Annotated in this window: 16 protein-coding genes; 9 read left to right on the top strand and 7 right to left on the bottom strand. The window is 38.6% G+C overall.

From position 1 onward, the window contains the following. Positions 1 to 62 precede the first annotated feature (62 nt). Positions 63 to 2114 carry an alpha-ketoacid dehydrogenase subunit alpha/beta gene (locus LK994_RS04700; protein ID WP_229761734.1) on the bottom strand — a complete coding sequence of 684 codons (2052 nt, stop codon included), beginning with the start codon at positions 2112 to 2114 and terminating at the stop codon, positions 63 to 65. 386 nt (positions 2115 to 2500) lie between these two features. On the opposite strand from LK994_RS04700, the gene LK994_RS14540 reads away from it, so the two are divergent. Further along, a complete protein-coding gene (locus LK994_RS14540) occupies positions 2501 to 2632 on the top strand; it encodes a hypothetical protein (protein ID WP_262907880.1) in 132 nt (43 codons plus the stop codon). Positions 2633 to 2848: 216 nt separating this feature from the next. Here the strand turns inward: LK994_RS14540 and LK994_RS04695 are convergent, their stop codons facing one another. Together LK994_RS04695 and LK994_RS04690 are read right to left on the bottom strand one after the other, a co-directional pair. Continuing rightward, positions 2849 to 3211, bottom strand: a complete 363-nt coding sequence (locus LK994_RS04695; protein ID WP_229761733.1) for a phage holin family protein — start codon at positions 3209 to 3211, stop codon at positions 2849 to 2851. Positions 3212 to 3214: 3 nt separating this feature from the next. Then, positions 3215 to 4495: a M16 family metallopeptidase gene (locus LK994_RS04690; RefSeq protein ID WP_229761732.1), complete on the bottom strand. Its 1281-nt coding sequence runs from the start codon at positions 4493 to 4495 to the stop codon at positions 3215 to 3217. 228 nt (positions 4496 to 4723) lie between these two features. On the opposite strand from LK994_RS04690, the gene LK994_RS04685 reads away from it, so the two are divergent. The 7 genes from LK994_RS04685 to LK994_RS04655 all read left to right on the top strand — a co-directional run bounded on the left by LK994_RS04685 (position 4724) and on the right by LK994_RS04655 (position 11725). Continuing rightward, on the top strand, positions 4724 to 5953 hold the full coding sequence (locus tag LK994_RS04685; RefSeq protein WP_229761731.1) for a Glu/Leu/Phe/Val dehydrogenase dimerization domain-containing protein: 1230 nt from the start codon (positions 4724 to 4726) through the stop codon (positions 5951 to 5953). 74 nt (positions 5954 to 6027) lie between these two features. After that, complete coding sequence (locus tag LK994_RS04680; RefSeq protein ID WP_229761730.1) at positions 6028 to 7185, top strand: homogentisate 1,2-dioxygenase; 1158 nt, start codon at positions 6028 to 6030, stop codon at positions 7183 to 7185. Between the two features lie 31 nt (positions 7186 to 7216). Further along, positions 7217 to 8371 carry a 4-hydroxyphenylpyruvate dioxygenase gene (hppD, locus tag LK994_RS04675; RefSeq protein WP_229761729.1) on the top strand — a complete coding sequence of 385 codons (1155 nt, stop codon included), beginning with the start codon at positions 7217 to 7219 and terminating at the stop codon, positions 8369 to 8371. Positions 8372 to 8412: 41 nt separating this feature from the next. Beyond that, positions 8413 to 8832, top strand: coding sequence for a MarR family winged helix-turn-helix transcriptional regulator (locus LK994_RS04670; RefSeq protein WP_229761728.1), 420 nt, complete (start codon positions 8413 to 8415; stop codon positions 8830 to 8832). Between the two features lie 13 nt (positions 8833 to 8845). Beyond that, complete coding sequence (fahA, locus tag LK994_RS04665; protein ID WP_229761727.1) at positions 8846 to 10063, top strand: fumarylacetoacetase; 1218 nt, start codon at positions 8846 to 8848, stop codon at positions 10061 to 10063. Between the two features lie 10 nt (positions 10064 to 10073). Then, entirely contained in the window at positions 10074 to 10850 is a 777-nt protein-coding gene (phhA, locus tag LK994_RS04660; RefSeq protein ID WP_229761726.1) for a phenylalanine 4-monooxygenase, read from the top strand. A gap of 11 nt (positions 10851 to 10861) precedes the next feature. Further along, positions 10862 to 11725: a flavin reductase family protein gene (locus tag LK994_RS04655; RefSeq protein WP_229761725.1), complete on the top strand. Its 864-nt coding sequence runs from the start codon at positions 10862 to 10864 to the stop codon at positions 11723 to 11725. On the opposite strand, the gene LK994_RS04650 is transcribed toward LK994_RS04655, so the two are convergent. Together LK994_RS04650 and LK994_RS04645 are read right to left on the bottom strand one after the other, a co-directional pair. Beyond that, a complete protein-coding gene (locus LK994_RS04650) occupies positions 11722 to 12960 on the bottom strand; it encodes a M16 family metallopeptidase (protein WP_229761724.1) in 1239 nt (412 codons plus the stop codon). The two genes, LK994_RS04655 and LK994_RS04650, sit on opposite strands and share 4 nt — an antisense overlap. Before the next feature lie 61 nt (positions 12961 to 13021). Beyond that, positions 13022 to 14221, bottom strand: a complete 1200-nt coding sequence (locus tag LK994_RS04645) for an aspartyl protease family protein (protein WP_229761723.1) — start codon at positions 14219 to 14221, stop codon at positions 13022 to 13024. A 66-nt stretch (positions 14222 to 14287) separates the two neighbouring features. On the opposite strand from LK994_RS04645, the gene mqnC reads away from it, so the two are divergent. Then, positions 14288 to 15412, top strand: a complete 1125-nt coding sequence (mqnC, locus tag LK994_RS04640) for a cyclic dehypoxanthinyl futalosine synthase (protein WP_229761722.1) — start codon at positions 14288 to 14290, stop codon at positions 15410 to 15412. 95 nt (positions 15413 to 15507) lie between these two features. Here mqnC and LK994_RS04635 read toward each other — a convergent pair whose 3' ends face one another. Together LK994_RS04635 and LK994_RS04630 are read right to left on the bottom strand one after the other, a co-directional pair. Further along, positions 15508 to 16146, bottom strand: coding sequence for a YgjV family protein (locus tag LK994_RS04635; protein WP_229761721.1), 639 nt, complete (start codon positions 16144 to 16146; stop codon positions 15508 to 15510). Between the two features lie 126 nt (positions 16147 to 16272). Beyond that, positions 16273 to 18432: a S46 family peptidase gene (locus LK994_RS04630; RefSeq protein ID WP_229761720.1), complete on the bottom strand. Its 2160-nt coding sequence runs from the start codon at positions 18430 to 18432 to the stop codon at positions 16273 to 16275. Positions 18433 to 18496 lie beyond the last annotated feature (64 nt).

Genomic DNA, 18496 nt, shown 5'->3' with positions numbered 1-18496 from the left:
TATACTTGCGCTGTTGGTCGGAGACCAGACAGCGGCGTATTCGAATTGTTAGTGTTGGCTTATCAATAATTCAACAACCGCTCCACCGTTTCTTCCAACCTGCTATACGCCATAAAATTCTTTTCCAATTCTATATTAAAAGGGATGGGTGTGTCGAGAGAGGCGCAACGCATCACGGGTGCGTCGAGGTGAGCAAAACAATTTTCGGAGATCCATGCGGCTATTTCTCCACCGATGCCACCGATGAGGGTGTCTTCGTGGAGGATGAGTACTTTGCCGGTTTTACATACTGCTTTTTTAATGGCATCGTAATCGAGCGGTAATAAAGTGCGGAGGTCGAGTATCTCTATGCTGGTGTTGGGGCGCCTGGCAGAATAATCCATTGCCCAATGCACACCGGCGCCATAGGTGATGATGGTGAGGTCGTCGCCTTCGTCTACTGTACGGGCTTTGCCAATTTCGGTTTCGTAATAATCGGTGGGTACCTGGCCACTAACGCTGCGGTACAACGCTTTGTGCTCAAAGTACAACACGGGGTTGGGATCGTTGATAGCGGCTATCAATAATCCTTTGGCATCTTCGGGGGTGCTGGGGTACACCACTTTTAACCCGGGTGTATGCACAAACCATGCTTCGTTGCTCTGGCTGTGAAAAGGCCCTGCGCCTACGCCGCCGCCTGTTGGCATGCGGATGACCACATCGGCATTTTGTCCCCAGCGGTAATATATTTTTGCAAGATTATTGATGATCTGGTTGAAGCCTACCGTTACAAAATCTGCAAACTGCATTTCCATGACGGCTTTATAGCCTTCCAGGCTTAAGCCGAGTGCGGCTCCTACAATGGCGCTTTCGCAGATGGGTGTGTTGCGTACTCTTTCTTTGCCAAACTGCTGCAAAAAACCTTCTGTGATCTTAAAGGCACCGCCGTATTCTGCAATATCCTGCCCCATAAGAATGAGGTTGGGGTGGAGTTGCATGGATTGTTTTAATGCGTCGGATATTGCATCGACAAAACGTTTTTCATTTACGATTTTGTTTAGGTCGTGACTTTCTGCAATTGAAGTTGGGTGTTGCGGTTCTGCAAACCGCCCCACTTTCTTATTCTTTATTGCTGATTCCTTATTGCTGATTTCAACCGGAGCATAAATATCATTGAGCTCTTCTTCGGTATCGGGAGTGATGGGTGCCGACAGTTCGCCGAGCCTTATCTCTTCATCAATGTATTCTTTTAACTCATTGCGTATATCGGTTGCCGATTGTTGTGTTAAGAGACCTTGCCCTATTAAATAGTTTTCGTAATTGTTGATAGGGTCTTTCTTTTCCCAAAGAGTGAACAACTCCTGCGGTATGTATTTGGTGCCGCTGGCTTCTTCGTGCCCACGCATACGAAAGGTCATGCACTCTATTAAATATGGTTTTTGATTTTTGATGCAGTACTCTCTTACACCTTTGATGGTGTCGTACACTTCTAAAATATTATTGCCATCAATGCGGATGCCTTCCATACCATAACCCTTGGCTTTGTCGGCCAGACTGAAACAACGGAATTGTTCATCTACAGGTGTGCTTAATCCGTAACCGTTATTTTCTATAATAAATATTACGGGGAGATCCCACACAGCTGCTACATTCAATGCTTCGTGAAAATCGCCTTCACTGGTGCCGCCCTCGCCGGTGAAGGCTACGGATACTTTGTTCTGATGTTTTAATTTATATGCCAGCGCTACACCATCTGCTATGGCTAACTGTGGACCGAGATGTGATATCATTCCACACACACAATGTTCTTTACTGCCAAAGTGAAAACTTCTTTCTCTGCCTTTGCTATAGCCGTCTTTGTGGCCCTGCCATTGTTTGAATAATTTATGGAGCGGCATTTTTCTTCCGGTGAATACCCCGAGGTTTCTATGCATGGGGAAGATCCATTCGTCTTGCTGCAATGCTGCTGTTACGCCAACGGCGATGGCTTCCTGCCCGATGCCGCTGAACCATTTGGATATCTTTCCTTGTCTTAACAGCACGAGCATTTTTTCTTCGATCATTCTGGGGAGAAGAAGATCTTGATACAAACTAATAAGTTCCTGATCGGAAAGATTTTTTTTATCGAAAAGCATGGCAATTGATTTCTACTATAAAGTTAGGCTTCATTTACTTTTTTGTCTTGAAACAAAAAAGTAACAAAAAAATTCAAGCCTGCATTTTAAAAGCTAAAATTTGAGCTGAATGTCTAAAATGAAATTAGTTCAATCTTTTGAATAAAACTGAACAATTGTGCGACTTACCAGCTAAGAATATTACCGGACATCGGTAACATTAATTTCATTTCTTAACGACATTCAGCTCAAATTTCTTAACGCTTTTAAAATGAGGGCGGAGAGAATACAGGTTGAACGGGTTTTTGTAATATTTTACATTTTTGGCTGTATTCGTTGCTACCTTGCCCCCTGGGGATTATTACTTTTTTGTATCAATACAAAAAAGTAAACAGATAGTTCTTTTAATGGCATACTATTCGCCTCCACACCTGGCAGGGGTGCGTAACTGCAACGGCGCTACTTTTGCTTCTTTCAAAAAATTTGCTTCGCATTTTTTGAATACGCCTGCGGCGCACCGAACCAAAAGAGGCGCCTAACGCAGTTACTGGTGAAAACTCTAAAGAATGGAGTGTTTAGATTAAAGGTATTGTTTGAAGTTAAGAGTAGAATTACTGGTGCTGAAGCTACAGTAGTACAAAAGATGCACATAGCTATATGGCAGGAACGGGCTGTATTCGTTCCTGCCTTGATTTTTTTTGTTACTTTTTTGTATCAAGACAAAAAAGTAAATAAAAGACTAATGAAAATTAAGATCATTCATCCCCCTTACCAACGGTTATCTTCACTCTTCCATTTACCAATCCATTAAAGAATGATAACAGTACACTGAATAACATCGCATGCCAGAAGCTATCTATTTTAAAGCCATCAACCAGGTGTGCGCCTAATAAAATAACACAGGCATTGATAACAAACAGAAATAAGCCAAGGGTGAGGATCGTTGCAGGTAATGTGAGCAGGATCAATAAGGGTTTTACCACGGCATCTAACACAGACAACACTAATGCCACTACAAATGCAGTGAACATATTTTTTGTTTCTACTCCGGGAAGTATGTACGCCAATACGAATACATTCACCGAACAAACTATTATTTTAAGCAACCACTTTTGCATACTTTAAATTACAACTATTTCGTAAAAGTTTTCAGGATGTAAGTATTTATTTGCCAACGCTCTTATCTCTTCTGCCGAAAGCGTTTTGATGACCCTGATGGATTCATAAAAATATTGTTCGTCTAACCCATTCAAGATTAAGTTCTTCCAGCGGGCAATGATCTGGAAAGGGCCATCGAGGTCTCCTAATAATGTGCCGATCAAATAATTTCTTACCAATAACAATTCTTCTTCATCTATCAACTCTTCTCTCAATATCTTCATTTCTTTATACACTTCTGCAATGGTTGCTTCGCAAACATCTTTACCTGCTTCGGTACTGATCACCCAGGCACTTTGTTGTATATTGTTTTGCAGGAAGCTGTGTATACCATAGGTGTAGCCTTTATCTTCCCTGATATTAGCCATTAACCTCGACCCGAAGAAACCGCCAAGCACTGTATTCAGTAACATCGCTTTCATAAAATCGGGGTGATGCCTGTTAGGAAAAGGCTGTGCAATTCTGATAGCCCCCTGCAATCCTTCAGGATCATTTTGAATGCGGTATTTTTTTTCACTTGCCGGAGTCATCGGCAGGTTACTTGAAAAAGATGTGGGAGATGTAACTGTAAGATCTCCGAAATTATTATTCAGCTGTGCTTCTATATCTGCCGGTAATTTTCCTGCAACAAATAATATCAATTCTCCATTGACATAATATTGTTTAAAAAATTCTTTTAGCTTATCGGCGGTGATGGCTTCGTAATCTTCGGCCACTAAATATTTTCCATAAGGATGCTCTTTGCCAAACAAAGATTCATCCATCAATCTGCTGGCAACAAAATCACATTTCTTTAAACGCACGGACAATTGCTGCAAAGAGTTTTGTTTGAATATTGCCAGTTCATTGTCTGAAAAAACAGAATCAGTCACCATTTCTTTCATCACCGGCAATAACTCCGGCAAATGTTTGGTAAGTGTATGCAAGGTCAATACGGCACTGTCGCTATAACATTCTCTGTTACAATGTGCGCCGTAAAATTCAAATTGTTCGTTGATCTGAAAAGCTGTTTTGGTAGACGTACCGTTCTTCAACAAGGCATTGGTGGCAGCAGCAATACCATTCTGTTTTTCAAACGCATTGCCTGCAAAAAACACCATTTGAAATAACAATACTTCTTGTGCACCTCCATCTATCGCATACACCTGTACCCCATTCTTTAATGTATATTTTGTATAAGGTTTCAGTTTCAGGTCAAATTCTATGGCATCTTTTATCGGTGGTGCTATCGTTCTATTGAGCATTTTGTAGACTTAACTTTTATAGTACAGAAAATTGATTCGTAATGACGAACTGTAAAAATAAATTATTCTCTACCAAAAAAGGCAATTCGCTAAAATTATGATTACTAAAGGCTTTTGCTTTGCATGCTGACATCAGCAATATTTAACATATCAGCGCTAAAATAGCCTCCTGAATGCTTGCAAATTGTGTAATAAAGAAGTAAATTACTTATTATAACAACTAATTTAATGCCGGAGTTCTTGCGGAAATTTGAAGAAAAACCAACCGAGATCATCTTCGAGTGGAACGATTCAAAAACAGATGCTCAGGGTTGGTTGGTAATTAATTCGCTACGTGGTGGTGCAGCGGGTGGGGGAACCCGTATGCGGAAAGGACTTACAAAAAATGAAGTGATCTCCCTGGCCAAAACAATGGAGATAAAATTTTCCGTTTCCGGACCGGCCATTGGTGGTGCAAAATCCGGTATCAATTTCGATCCTGCTGATCCTCGTAAAAAAGAAGTATTGGAACGATGGTTCAAAGTGGTGGCACCGCTATTAAAAAGTTATTACGGTACCGGCGGCGATATGAATGTGGATGAAATTGACGAGGTCATTCCCATTACAGAAGAATATGGTATCTGGCATCCGCAGGAAGGTATTGTGAACGGACATTACAGATCCAGGGAACGTGATAAGATCAATAAGATAGGACAGTTACGCATTGGCGTTTCCAAGCTGATAGAAGATGAAGAATTTACTCCTTCTAAAAAAGATGGTTACCTGGTGGCCGATATGATAACGGGTTATGGCGTGGCCGAATCTGTGAGACATTATTACCGCTTATTCAAACAGGAATTCATGGATGGCAAAAAAGCCATCATTCAGGGTTTTGGAAATGTGGGAGCATCCGCTGCTTATTATCTTTCTCAGCAAGGTGTGCTGATCACCGGCATCATTGATATTACCGGTGCATTGATCAATGAAAAAGGAATGGATTACAACACCATTAAACATTTATTCTTAACCAGAAAAAACAATAAACTGTATCACCCCGATCTGATTTCGTTTGAACAGGCAAATATTGAGTTCTGGAAAACCAAAGCAGATATTTTTATTCCTGCAGCAGGCTCAAGATTTATCACAGAGCATCACCTGGATGATATGATGCAATCGGGAGTGGAAGTGATTGCTTCGGGAGCAAATGTTCCTTTCAATGATACAGAGATCTTTTATGGTAAGATATTGAATAAGGCAGATGAAAGCCTGGCTGTTATTCCGGATTTTATTGCCAGCTGCGGTATGGCAAGAGTATTTGCTTACCTGATGCATAAAAATGTAACGATCTCCGACGAAGCGATCTTTAAGGATGTGTCAAAAACAATTTACAATGCACTGGAAAAAATTTATGAAAAAGATAAGCGAAACAGATTCATTACACGAAATGCACTGGAGATCGCTATTGAAGAATTGAGTTAGGATAGGAATATGGACAGGACAGACTTGTACAGATGAAAACAGATATCTATTTTTTAAATAAAAAATGATGAACTATGCCAATCTATCACCATCTCGGAAAGATCCCTCCTAAAAGGCACACCATATTTACATCTGAAAACGATCGCTATTATTACGAACAGTTATTCGGTACAGAAGGGTTTCATGGTCATTCATCTTTATTATATCATGTACACCGGCCTACGCAGGTGAAAGAAATATTAGGCTCTACAAATGTTGCACCCAAAATTGCTATTGAAAAAAATATCAAAGCGCTGCTGTTGCAGGGATTTAGCGTTACTCCTGAAAATGATTACCTGGATAGCCGTAAACCGATGCTGGTAAATAGTGATTGCACTATTGGTCTTGCTGCTCCCAAACAATCGCTGACCAATTATTTTTATAAGAATGCTGATGCGGATGAAATGCTGTTCATACATAAAGGTTCGGGTACACTCAGAACTTTTATGGGTAATATCCCTTTTGAGTATGGTGATTACCTGGTTATCCCGAGAGGAATGATCTATCAGATCGAATTTAATTCTGCAGACAACCGTTTGTTGTACCTCGAGTCACATGCACCCATCTACACACCCAAGCGATATAAAAACGCATCAGGACAATTATTGGAAAATGCTCCTTACTGCGAACGTGATCTTAAACTTCCGCAAACAATAGAAACGCATGATGAAAAGGGTGACTTCTTGCTAAAAATAAAAAAACAAGATACGCTGCATGATTTTATTTATGCCACACATCCATTTGATGTGGTTGGTTGGGATGGTTATAATTTTCCTTTCGGTTTCAGCATTCACAACTTTGAACCGATAACGGGCAAGGTGCATCAGCCTCCGCCGGTGCATCAAACTTTTGAGACCACCGCTTTGGTGGTTTGCTCTTTCTGTCCTCGTTTGTATGATTATCATCCGCAGGCCATTCCTGCTCCATATAATCACAGCAATATAGATAGTGATGAGATACTGTATTATGTAGACGGCGATTTTATGAGCCGAAATGATATACAGCAAGGATATATCACTGTGCACCCTAAAGGCATTCCTCACGGACCAGCACCGGGTGCAATGGAACGCAGCATCGGACAAAAAGCAACAAAAGAGCTGGCGGTTATGATTGATACATTCAAACCATTAGTGATCACTGAGGAAGCAATGAAAATTGATGATGGTAAATATTATAAAAGCTGGGTAGAATAAAAACATTTTTAATTGAATAAATATTTCTGTTATGAAAACAGCCACAATAAAACAAGCACCTGAAAAAATTTTTGATAATGCTCCGGATTTTTTACCGCTGTTAGGCACCGATTATGTAGAGCTTTATGTTGGCAACGCCAAACAGTCGGCACATTTTTATAAAACAGCTTTTGGCTTTCAATCGCTGGCATACGCCGGATTGGAAACGGGAATAAAAGACAGGGCATCTTATGTACTGGCACAGGGTAAGATACGATTGGTGTTGACAAGTCCGTTGAACTCTGATTCTCCTATTAATGAACACCTGATAAAACATGGCGATGGTGTAAAAGTTATTGCTTTGTGGGTAGATGATGCCCGAAAAGCTTTTGAAGAAACAACCAAACGTGGGGCTCGGCCTTTTATGCAGCCCATTGTTGAAAAGGATGAGTTTGGAGAAGTGGTTCGTTCGGGCATATATACCTATGGCGATACCGCACATGTTTTTGTAGAAAGAAAAAAATATAATGGCCTGTTTCTTCCGGGCTACCAGGTATGGAAAACAGAATATAATCCGGGAACGATCGGATTAAAATATATTGATCATATGGTGGGCAATGTTGGCTGGGGAGAAATGAACAAATGGGTGAAATGGTATGAAGAGGTAATGGGATTTGTAAATTTTCTTTCGTTTGACGACAAACAAATTCACACCGAATATTCTGCATTGATGAGTAAGGTAATGAGTAATGGTAATGGCAGAATTAAATTTCCTATTAATGAACCGGCAGAAGGAAAAAAGAGATCGCAAATAGAAGAGTACTTAGATTTTTATGAAGGCCCCGGCGTACAGCATATTGCTGTTGCTACTGATGATATCATTTCTACCGTTACACAATTAAGAGAAACGGGTGTTGAATTTTTGAGTGCACCTCCACATAATTATTACGAAGAAATACCCGGACGCCTGGGTAAACATATGAGTGATATGAAAGAAGATATTGGTGTGTTGGAAAAATTGGGTATCCTGGTAGATGCAGATGAAGAAGGGTATTTATTACAGGTATTTACCAAACCGGTACAAGACAGGCCAACCATGTTTTTTGAGGTAATACAACGAATGGGGGCAAAGGGTTTTGGTGCCGGCAATTTTAAAGCGTTGTTCGAATCAATTGAAAGAGAACAGGCAATACGTGGTACGCTTTGACGGATGATGGAGAAATTATTAATCAGCAATAGCAAAGACTTATGAGTTTTTATTACGGATTCATATTTGAATCGACCGCAAAAAAAATTAAAGTGGCATTGCAACAGCAGTTCAATGAACATAAAATAGCTATTACGGTGGATCAATGGGTGGTTTTATTGGAGCTGCATGATTATGGAGTGCTGAACCAGGTTACGCTCTCTAAGCTTTGCAGTAAAGATGCGCCTACCACCACACATATTATTAAACTGTTGTTGAAAAAAGAATTGATCATCCGTGAATTATCTGAAGATGATAAGCGATGTTATAATATTTCTTTAAGTAAAAAAGGAAGAGCACTTATACAAAAATTATTACCAATCGTAATTGAATTTCGACGGAAGGGCTGGCATGAATTGGATAAGAAAGATGAACAGCATTTAGTTAGAATAGCTAATAAAATTTCTCAAAACCTGTATTAAATTTTTAATAGAAATGACGCTGGAACAAACGATAAAAGATCATCCGCATTTTACGATACATAATTTACCGTATGGAGTTTATTCTACGCAAGTAAAATCCAAACGGGTTGGTGTAGCAATAGGCGATCATATTCTTGATCTATCTGCTTTATTTGATTGGGGTATTTTTCAGCCGGAAATAAATGATAATGTTTTTGCAAAAGAGCAATTGAATGATTTCATTGCTTTGGGTAGTACAGTGTGGGCTGAAACGAGAAAGAAACTTAAAGAACTTGTTACAAACAAACTTTCTTTCATTGAGGAGAATGAAGCGATGCTGCTGGATAAACAATCTGAAGCAACCATGTATGTTCCGGTGCATGTAGGAGATTACACAGATTTTTATTCATCTGAAGAACATGCATCAAATGTTGGCAAAATGTTTCGTCCTGCGGCAGATCCTTTATTGCCTAACTGGAAACATATGCCTATCGCTTATCATGGCAGAAGTTCCTCCATCATCACCACTAATACTCCTGTAAAAAGGCCACACGGACAAATATTAAAAGGCGATGAAGTGATCTATGCTCCTTCGCAAACACTGGACATTGAAATTGAATTAGGTTTTATCATCGGAAAAGAAAATACATTGGGAGTACCTGTAAACATAAAAGAAGCAACTGAATATATTTTTGGTTGTGTTTTATTAAACGATTTTTCGGCACGTGATATACAGCGTTGGGAATATCAGCCACTTGGTCCCTTCTTAGGAAAAAATTTTGCGACTGCTATTTCTCCCTGGATCATTACTTATGACGCTTTAAAAGAATTTTTAACCGAGGCGCCGGTTCAAAAACCTGCTGTGCTTGCTTACCTAGATCAAACCGATAGAAAGAATTTTGACATCGACATTCATTTTAATATCAAAACCAAAAATCATCAAGCTAACATTGCTGTTACCAATGCTAAATTTTTATATTGGACAGCAGAACAACAGATTGCTCATCATACAGTGAATGGGTGCAACCTTCGTATTGGTGACTTATTGGGAACAGGAACCATCTCGGGCAAAGAGAAAAAAAGTTTTGGCAGCTTATTGGAAATAACCTGGAATGGAAAAGAAAAAATAATGATCGGCAACGAAGAACGGACCTTTTTAGAAAATGGTGACACGGCTATATTAACCGCATTTTGCCAAAGAGAAGAAAAGCGAATAGGCTTTGGTGAATTATCAAATTTGATAACAGGATAAATTAACAGATATGTATAACCTGCAACAAGATTACAGTAAATACACTCAAGAAGATCTATTGGTCTGGAAATTACTTTTTCAGCGCCAGAAAGTGCTGTTGCAAAACATGGCATCAAAAGAATTTTTTAAAGGTTTGGATGAAATGAATTTCAGTGAAGACAAGATCGCTGATTTCAATTATGTAAACCAGGTATTAGCAAAAACAACGGGCTGGCAGATAGAAGTCGTTCCCGGATTAATTCCCGATAAAGATTTTTTTGAATTACTGGCTGATAAAAAATTCCCTTCTTCTACCTGGTTGAGGAAATTAGAAAACCTGGATTACCTGGAAGAGCCCGATATGTTTCATGATTGCTTTGCACACATGCCGCTGTTGACTGAACAATTTTTTGTAGATTATTTACAGGCTTTATCAAAAATTGCATTGAAACATATCGATGATGCATTAGCCATAGAATTGATTGGCAGGATATATTGGTTTACTGTTGAGTTTGGACTAATTAAAGAAAAGGAAGGTATTCGTATTTATGGCGCAGGAATTTTATCTTCAAGTGGTGAAAGTATATTTTGTTTAAGTGATAAGGCCAATCGACAACCATTTGATATAAAAACGATCATGGGAAAACATTATTATAAAGATCATTTTCAGGACAGGTATTATGTGATCAATTCTTATAAAGACCTGTTTGATGCTATTCCCGAAATTGATAAACTGATTGAAAATGCAGTGGCGAGAATTCCGCATGAAAAAAATATTTATGCAACGCCTTTAGATTTTAATCTATAAAAAAATTCCGCATGAGAACTATTAACCCGAAAGAATTAAGCACAAGAGCGATCTCCAATTTTTTAACCTCTGCAGTGGTGCCCCGGCCTATTGCATTGGTAAGCACTATTGATGAAAGTGGCACGCCTAATTTAAGCCCGTTCTCTTTTTTTAATGCTTTCAGTAATGTTCCTCCTATCCTTGTTTTTTCTCCTGCAAAAAGTTCATTGACAGGAAATATAAAAGACACTTACCAAAATGTAAAAACCATTCCCGAATGTGTGATACATATTGCTAATTATGCAATGGCAGAACAGTTATCGGTTACCAGTGGATTATATCCTTCGGGAGTAAATGAATTTTTGAAAGGTGGTTTCACAGAAGAAAAATCTTTATTAGTACGACCACCTCGTGTAAAAGAAGCGCCTATCGCTTTTGAATGTGTGGTAAAACAAATCATAGAATTGGGAAATGAAGGAGGTGCCGGAAACCTGGTCATCTGTGAAATTGTGATGATACATCACCAGGAAGAACTGGCGGATGAAAATGGTAATATCATTATTGAAAAATTAGACCCGATCGCAAGATTAGGGTATAATTATTATTCAAGAATATTTGCAGAAGATATTTTTGAAACCCCCAAGCCGCTGAACGCATTCGGTGTTGGGGTAGATGCCATTCCTCAATGGATAAAAGATGCCGGATTGCTTACCGGTAATGAATTGGGGAAATTAGCAAGCCTCTCTACCGTCCCGGAAAAAACCGAGATCGAAAATGAACCCGCTCTTGAAGAGATCGTTAAAAATTTCAAAAGCGGCAGCATTCATTTGATCAAGGAATTACTCGACGAAAATAAAATGAGAGAAGCCTGGCTGGTATTATTGAATATACATTAATTGACAGCGTAATAGTAAAGCGTATTACAATTGTTCTCATCAAAGATCACTTTTGTTTCTGCTACTAATTCTTCTGCTGTTACAGATTGATATTTTTCTAATTCTGTATTGATCAGATTTGCATCGCCTAATAATTCATACATGGCTAAACTGGTAGCACGGCTCATCACACTCATATCTTCAAAACACATCATGCTTTCTGTTTTGTTTTTCACCTTCTGTAATTCTTTATCGGTGATCCCTTCTTTTTGCAGTTTAACTAATTCCTCATTGATAGCAGCTTCTGCATCTTTCATGTTCACCCCTTTTACCAGTTTACCTTCTATGGTGATCAGACCGGCATCTGTAGTACCGTGGTGATAACACTCTATATTACTGAAGAGTTGTTTTTCTTTTACCAATGCCTGGTACAATCTTGATGAACCTCCTCCGCTTAATATTTCTGTGATCAGGTCAACGATATAATATCTTTTATCTAACCTTGGATAAATATGCCAGCATTTATACATTGCATCCAATGGCACATTGGCTTTCACTTCCTGCACTCTTGGTGCAGTTTGTTTTGGTTCCTGCGGTAAATTTCTTACATATTTTTCTCCGGAAGGAATGGACCCAAACCATTTTTCTGATAGCTCTTTTACTTTTTCTACTGTTGTATTTCCTGCAACTACTAAAATTGCATTAGAAGGGTTATAGTGTTTGGCAAAGAAAGATTTCACATCTTCCAGTGTCGCATCTTCAATATGTTTCAATTCTTTACCGATGGTCATCCATCGGTATGGATGTGTTGTAAAAGCCAGCGCCATCATTTTGTTCCAGGCATCACCATAAGGTTTGTTGATATAGTTTTCTTTAAACTCTTCGCAAACAACCTTGCGTTGTACCTCTAAGCTTTTTTCGCTGAAAGCAAGACTCAGCATTCTGTCGCTCTCTAACCAAAATGCTGTTTCAATATTTTCTGCAGGCAACTGACAATAATAATTGGTAAGATCAGTGGTAGTGAAGGCGTTATTTTCTCCACCGGCAACCTGCAAGGGTTCGTCATATTCCGGGATGTTTACACTTCCTCCAAACATTAAATGTTCAAATAAATGTGCAAACCCTGTTTTTTCGGGGTGCTCATCTTTGGCACCCACATCGTAAATAACATTAACTACTACCATCGGGGTGCTTTTATCCTCGTGCACAACTACCTTTAAGCCATTCGCAAGCGTAAATCTTTCAAACTGAATCATGCGGCAAAGTTATAGGATGATCGGGTTGTTTTTGGGAATTTTTTATTTTTTATCTATGGGGTTATCGTATGGTGATAGGCTTGATGTAGGCTACTTTTACCTGGTTGTTCCTGCTGAGAATAATTTTTATTTTTTCATTTTCTTTTTGAAGCATGGTCTTGTATTCCTGAATATTATTGCTGAGATTATTCTCTACACCAATAATAATATCTCCCTTTTTGATCCCGGCCTTAGATGCAGGAGATTTTTCAATCACATCATCCACCACGATCAGGTCATCAACATAATATATAGCCATTCCGGTATAAGCATAATCGAAAGGATCATTAAAATAATTATTCGGTATAATATGAATTTCTTTCTTAGGATAATTCAATATCAGGTTAAACCTACGTAACAGATCATTGCCTATCAAGCCACCTATATAGGGATAGGATGTTACGTTATAGGCATCATCATAAATATATGTGGGAACTCTTTTGAATTTATAATGCCCGATTTGCAGTTGCTTTATAAGCGTTAATTGCATCTGCAGTCTGCCTCCCATTCCCTCTGCCTGAGTGGTAACCGGTTTTCTTCTGGATAATAAGATACCGCTGTCTTTAGCAAAATTCTGGCTCATTAAAAAACATAGTCCACCTCCGGTATCAAAATAAAAGTTGAAGTTTTTTTTACGGGCATCTTTAATATTAAGCGATACGATCGGTAATGTAGTAAAAGCTGGTTTAAGCAGATCTCCACCTTTGGGATACTCTATTTCTCCGGGGGTATACACTTCCAGTTCTTTATCATTGAAATTTATTTTAACAATATACCTGCTGAAAAAACTATAGCCAATGATGCCATCAATTTTTTCTCCGTATACTTCTGTCAGTATCTCATAATCATTTACATGAAAGTTCAGTTTATCTAATGTAAGTCCGGGGAGATGTAATTTCTGGTTATAAGCAAACGACACTTTGTGTGTGCCTCCCATTCCAGTAATGGTAGTATCGGAAGCCCTTAATTTTAATCCGATAGAAGCGCAGGTGGTAGAGTCCAGCGATATTCCCCCACTACCCGTATCTAATATGAAATTAAGGCTGTCTTTCCCGTTATTAAGTATTCCCTTTATAGCAATTACTCCTCCACTAAACTGTCGGAATGGGAAACGGGTAACAAGCTCGGCCTTAGGCGGCTTGTTCAATATTTCCTGAGCTACCGGAAATAAGGGCAGTTGCAGGCAAACAGCAATCAATAATATGCTGAAATATCTTTTCATTTAAGCAGATAGATAAATATACAACCTAATGGGTGTATTTTTGTTATAATTTATACAAACGGAATTATGGAATTAAACAACTTATATCAACGGGCTTTGAACTTTGAGTTCTTATCAGTAGAAGAAGGTGTATACCTTTTTGAAAATGCCCCTTTAACGGAATTAATGTATGTGGCGGATGAATTAAGAAAAAAACAAGTACCGCATGGTAAAGTAACCTGGATCATCGACAGGAATATGAATACAACCAATGTTTGTATCGCTAATTGTAAGTTTTGTAATTTTTATCGTATCCCCGGTCATCCAGAAGCATACATAACAGATATAGAAACATACAAAAAGAAAATAGATGAAACTATCCGTTATGGAGGAGAACAATTGTTATTACAAGGCGGCCACCATCCTGATCTTGGATTGAGTTTTTATGTAAATCTTTTTAAAGAAATAAAATCTCTTTACCCGAATATAAAATTACATACACTCGGGCCGCCGGAAGTAGCACATATTACCAAGCTGGAAAAAAGCACACATAGAGAAGTATTAAAAGCGTTGAAAGAAGCCGGGCTTGACAGCTTACCCGGACCTGGTGCAGAAATTCTGGTTGATAGGGTCCGTCGTTTGATCAGCAAAGGAAAATGTGGTAGCCAGGAATGGTTGGATGTAATGCATGAGGCACATGAATTAGATATCACAACATCGGCAACAATGATGTTTGGCCATGTTGAAACTATTACTGAACGTTTTGAACACCTTGTAAAAATAAGAGAAGTGCAAAGCAGAAAACCTGAACATGCAAAAGGTTTTATTGCGTTCATTCCATGGACCTTCCAGGATGTAGATACATTGCTTGCTAAAATACGTGGCGTACATAATTTAACCACTCCCGAAGAATATATCCGCATGATTGCTTTAAGCAGGATCATGTTACCGAACGTTAAAAATATCCAGGCAAGCTGGTTAACTGTTGGTAAAAAAACAGCACAACTTTGTTTAAATGCAGGTGCCAATGATTTTGGTAGTATCATGATCGAGGAGAATGTTGTGAGTGCTGCAGGTGCCCCACATCGCTTTACCAGCAAGGGTATCCAGGAGGCAATCAGAGAAGCTGGATTTGAACCGCAGCTAAGAAATCAACAATATGGTTTCAGAGAAATGCCGGCAATGATGGAAGAGCAGGTGATCGGTTATTAGTTTGTTGCACAAATTTTTTATTGCAGGCTATTTTGCTGGCAATCGATTAATTCTGAAGTTGGCAACATTTTATATAAAAAAAATGGACTGAGTGATCAGTCCAATTTTTTTACATAGCATTCTGTGTTGCCATAAATTGTTTCTTTTGTAAAGCCCATCACTTTAATAAAATCGAGATGCTGCTTGTTATGTATTTTAGTATAAACAATTCTTTTAACTCCCTTCGACAATAGATAAGGTTTTCCTTTTTCAAAAATAAAACGGCCTACTTTATAGTCTCGGTATTTTTGCAAGGTGTAATTAATGATCACTTCTGCATCGCCGTTTTCGTGTACCGTTGCGCTGAAAATATTTGAGATCACCAGGTCTCTTATCACCACAAAATTTAATTTTCCTTTCATCATCTCCGGTGTTACTCCCGGAAAATAAGCTTCAATATCTTTATTATAAAATTGTAAAAATTTCACGATCAATTTTTCCTGTCCTTCAAATTCCAGCAGGTCAAAATTTTCTTTTTTTCTATACACTTTTATCAGGTACACCACATTAATTACCAGCAAAATTGTATTTGTCAACAACACAGGAATGGCACCGATAATAACAGCATAGATCATGAATACCAAACAACCTAATGCGTTGTACCAACGGAATTTTAAATCATTGTTGACTATTAATGCAATTCCTAATAATAAAGAGGCTAAATAGCCGAAGTATGGTGCAAGCGTTTGAAGCATAAGTTTAGTTCACATAGAGTTCACTAAGGAGTTACAAAGATACATAGAGCCTATTATATTATCACATTGTTTAATAAAAAGGGGCAAACGAAATCGTTTGCCCCGTAACATATTTATTTAACAGTATTAGTTTCTAACCAATGTCAATTCGTTGATCAGGTTTTTTGCTCCGCCTAATTTATCAATACACCATAGCACATATCTTATATCTACACAAATAGTACGGTTAAGATCTTTATCAAACGCAATTTTATGACTCAAGGCTTCGTAGTTACCATCAAAAGCCAGGCCGATCAAATTCCCATTTCCATCTATAACCGGGCTACCACTATTGCCTCCGGTAATATCGTTGGTGGTGATAAAATTGATCACCAGGTCTTTTCTTCCTTTATCAATATACTGACCATAATCTTTTTTCTTCATCAATTCAATTTGTTTGGCAGGTAAATCAAACTCATAATCTCCGGCCACATATTTTTCCAGAATACCTTTTCCTGTACACACATAATCATAGTGTACTGCGTCACGAGGGTTATAACTTTTTACATTTCCGTAGCTCACTCTCATACTGAAGTTGGCATCAGGATACATTTTTTTTGCTGCAACTGGATTTTTTTCCATCACTCCTTTTAGATAACTTCTGCCCAACTCTGCATTTTTTATTATGAAAGCGGTGTATAACGGAGCATATTTATCATTGTAATTTTTTACAAATGCCGCAGCATACATAAATGCCGGATCAGCTTGCAATGTTGCTACATCCGGACTTGCCGCAAAAGCATTCCATTTATCATCGTTCAGTATGATCGTTTTGTCGAATACATCTTTTGCCCATTTCTTATATGTCGCCTCTTCGTTCAGGTCTCCATAATTTTCTTTTAGCTTTTCATAAAATCCGGCAGGGTGCTGACTTTTATCGATGTCGTTGTAAAACATCATACAGGTTGCTGCCAATATTTTTTCATCGCTCGGACGATCAGCATCAACTAAATAAGTTTTCCTTGCAGCTGTGGCTGCATCGGCTGCTTTCTTTATTTCACTTGCATCAGACTTGGTTAATGCAGATTCAAGCGCAATTAATGAAGAAGCATATGCCGCCAATGCCGACCCCATGATACCTTCGTTTATATATTGTCTGTGTTTACTATATGGAGTCCATGCTTCGTAATTTTTTTCGTACTCAGTAAAAATATTTTCATACTCCGGCTTTCCTTTAGCCCATTTAGCAAACCCGTTTTCAAATGCTTGTTTTTCTTCGTAAGTATGAAATTTTTTCAGCTGTTTTGTTTCGCCATCAAAAAACTTCCAGTAGTTGGCAACAGTTGCGTAGGTGTCTGCCAATTTTAATTTCACCGCCGGATCTTTGATCATTTGCTCATGCATTAATTTTAAACGCACATCACGTAAGTTCACCAAAGAAGGGTTTTCAATGTCATTCTTAAGTTTTATACCATAGCTTGTTTCATACCTGTTGGTACCTCCCGGATAACCATAGATCATTGCAAAATCGCCGTCTTTTATTCCTTTAATACTTACCGGTAAAAAATGCTTTGGTTTTAATGGCACATTATTTAAGCTATAATCCGCAGGTTTGCCGCTTTTGTCTGCGTATACCCTGAAGATGGAAAAATCGCCGGTATGTCTTGGCCATTCCCAGTTATCAGTATCACCTCCAAACTTACCAACACTTTCAGGTGGAGCACCTACCAGGCGAATATCTCTGTATGTTTTGTATACATACATGATATATTGGTTTCCTTTAAACATGCTATACACTTTGCCTGCCAATCCGTTCTCTTTATCCAACACTTTATCTGTAATTGATTTAAAAACATCCGGAAGTTTAGCTACCCGATCATTCCAGCTAAGGCCTTTAACGCCTGCCTCTACTTCTTTGGTAACATCAACGATCCTGTCAAGAAACTGCACTGTAAGCTGACTTTGTATTTCCTGATCTTTATTATATGCATAAAATCCGTCTCGTAAATAGTTGTGCTCTACACTGCTTGCATTGGTAATTGCTTCATATCCGCAATGGTGATTGGTGAAGATCAACCCTTGATTGCTCACCAATTCTCCCGTGCAACCTCTGCCGAAAATAAGAATTGCATCCTTTAGCGACGACTTATTGATCGAATACAGCTGCTCTTTGGTAAGTTTCAATCCCTTCTTTACCATGTTATCATACACCTGCTGACCTAACAACATAGGTAGCCACATGCCTTCATCGGCACTTGCCCTTAATAAGCTGGTTATCAAAACCAACGTAACAATCATCTTTTTCATATACTATATTTTAATTTTTCAAGATATCAAACGTATTGATTTTTCTTTAAAGTCTGCTAAAATA

Source organism: Ferruginibacter lapsinanis, from assembly GCF_020783315.1.
GTDB classification, from domain to species: Bacteria; Bacteroidota; Bacteroidia; order Chitinophagales; family Chitinophagaceae; genus Ferruginibacter; species Ferruginibacter lapsinanis.
This window is presented reverse-complemented; position numbering and strand designations above follow the sequence as displayed.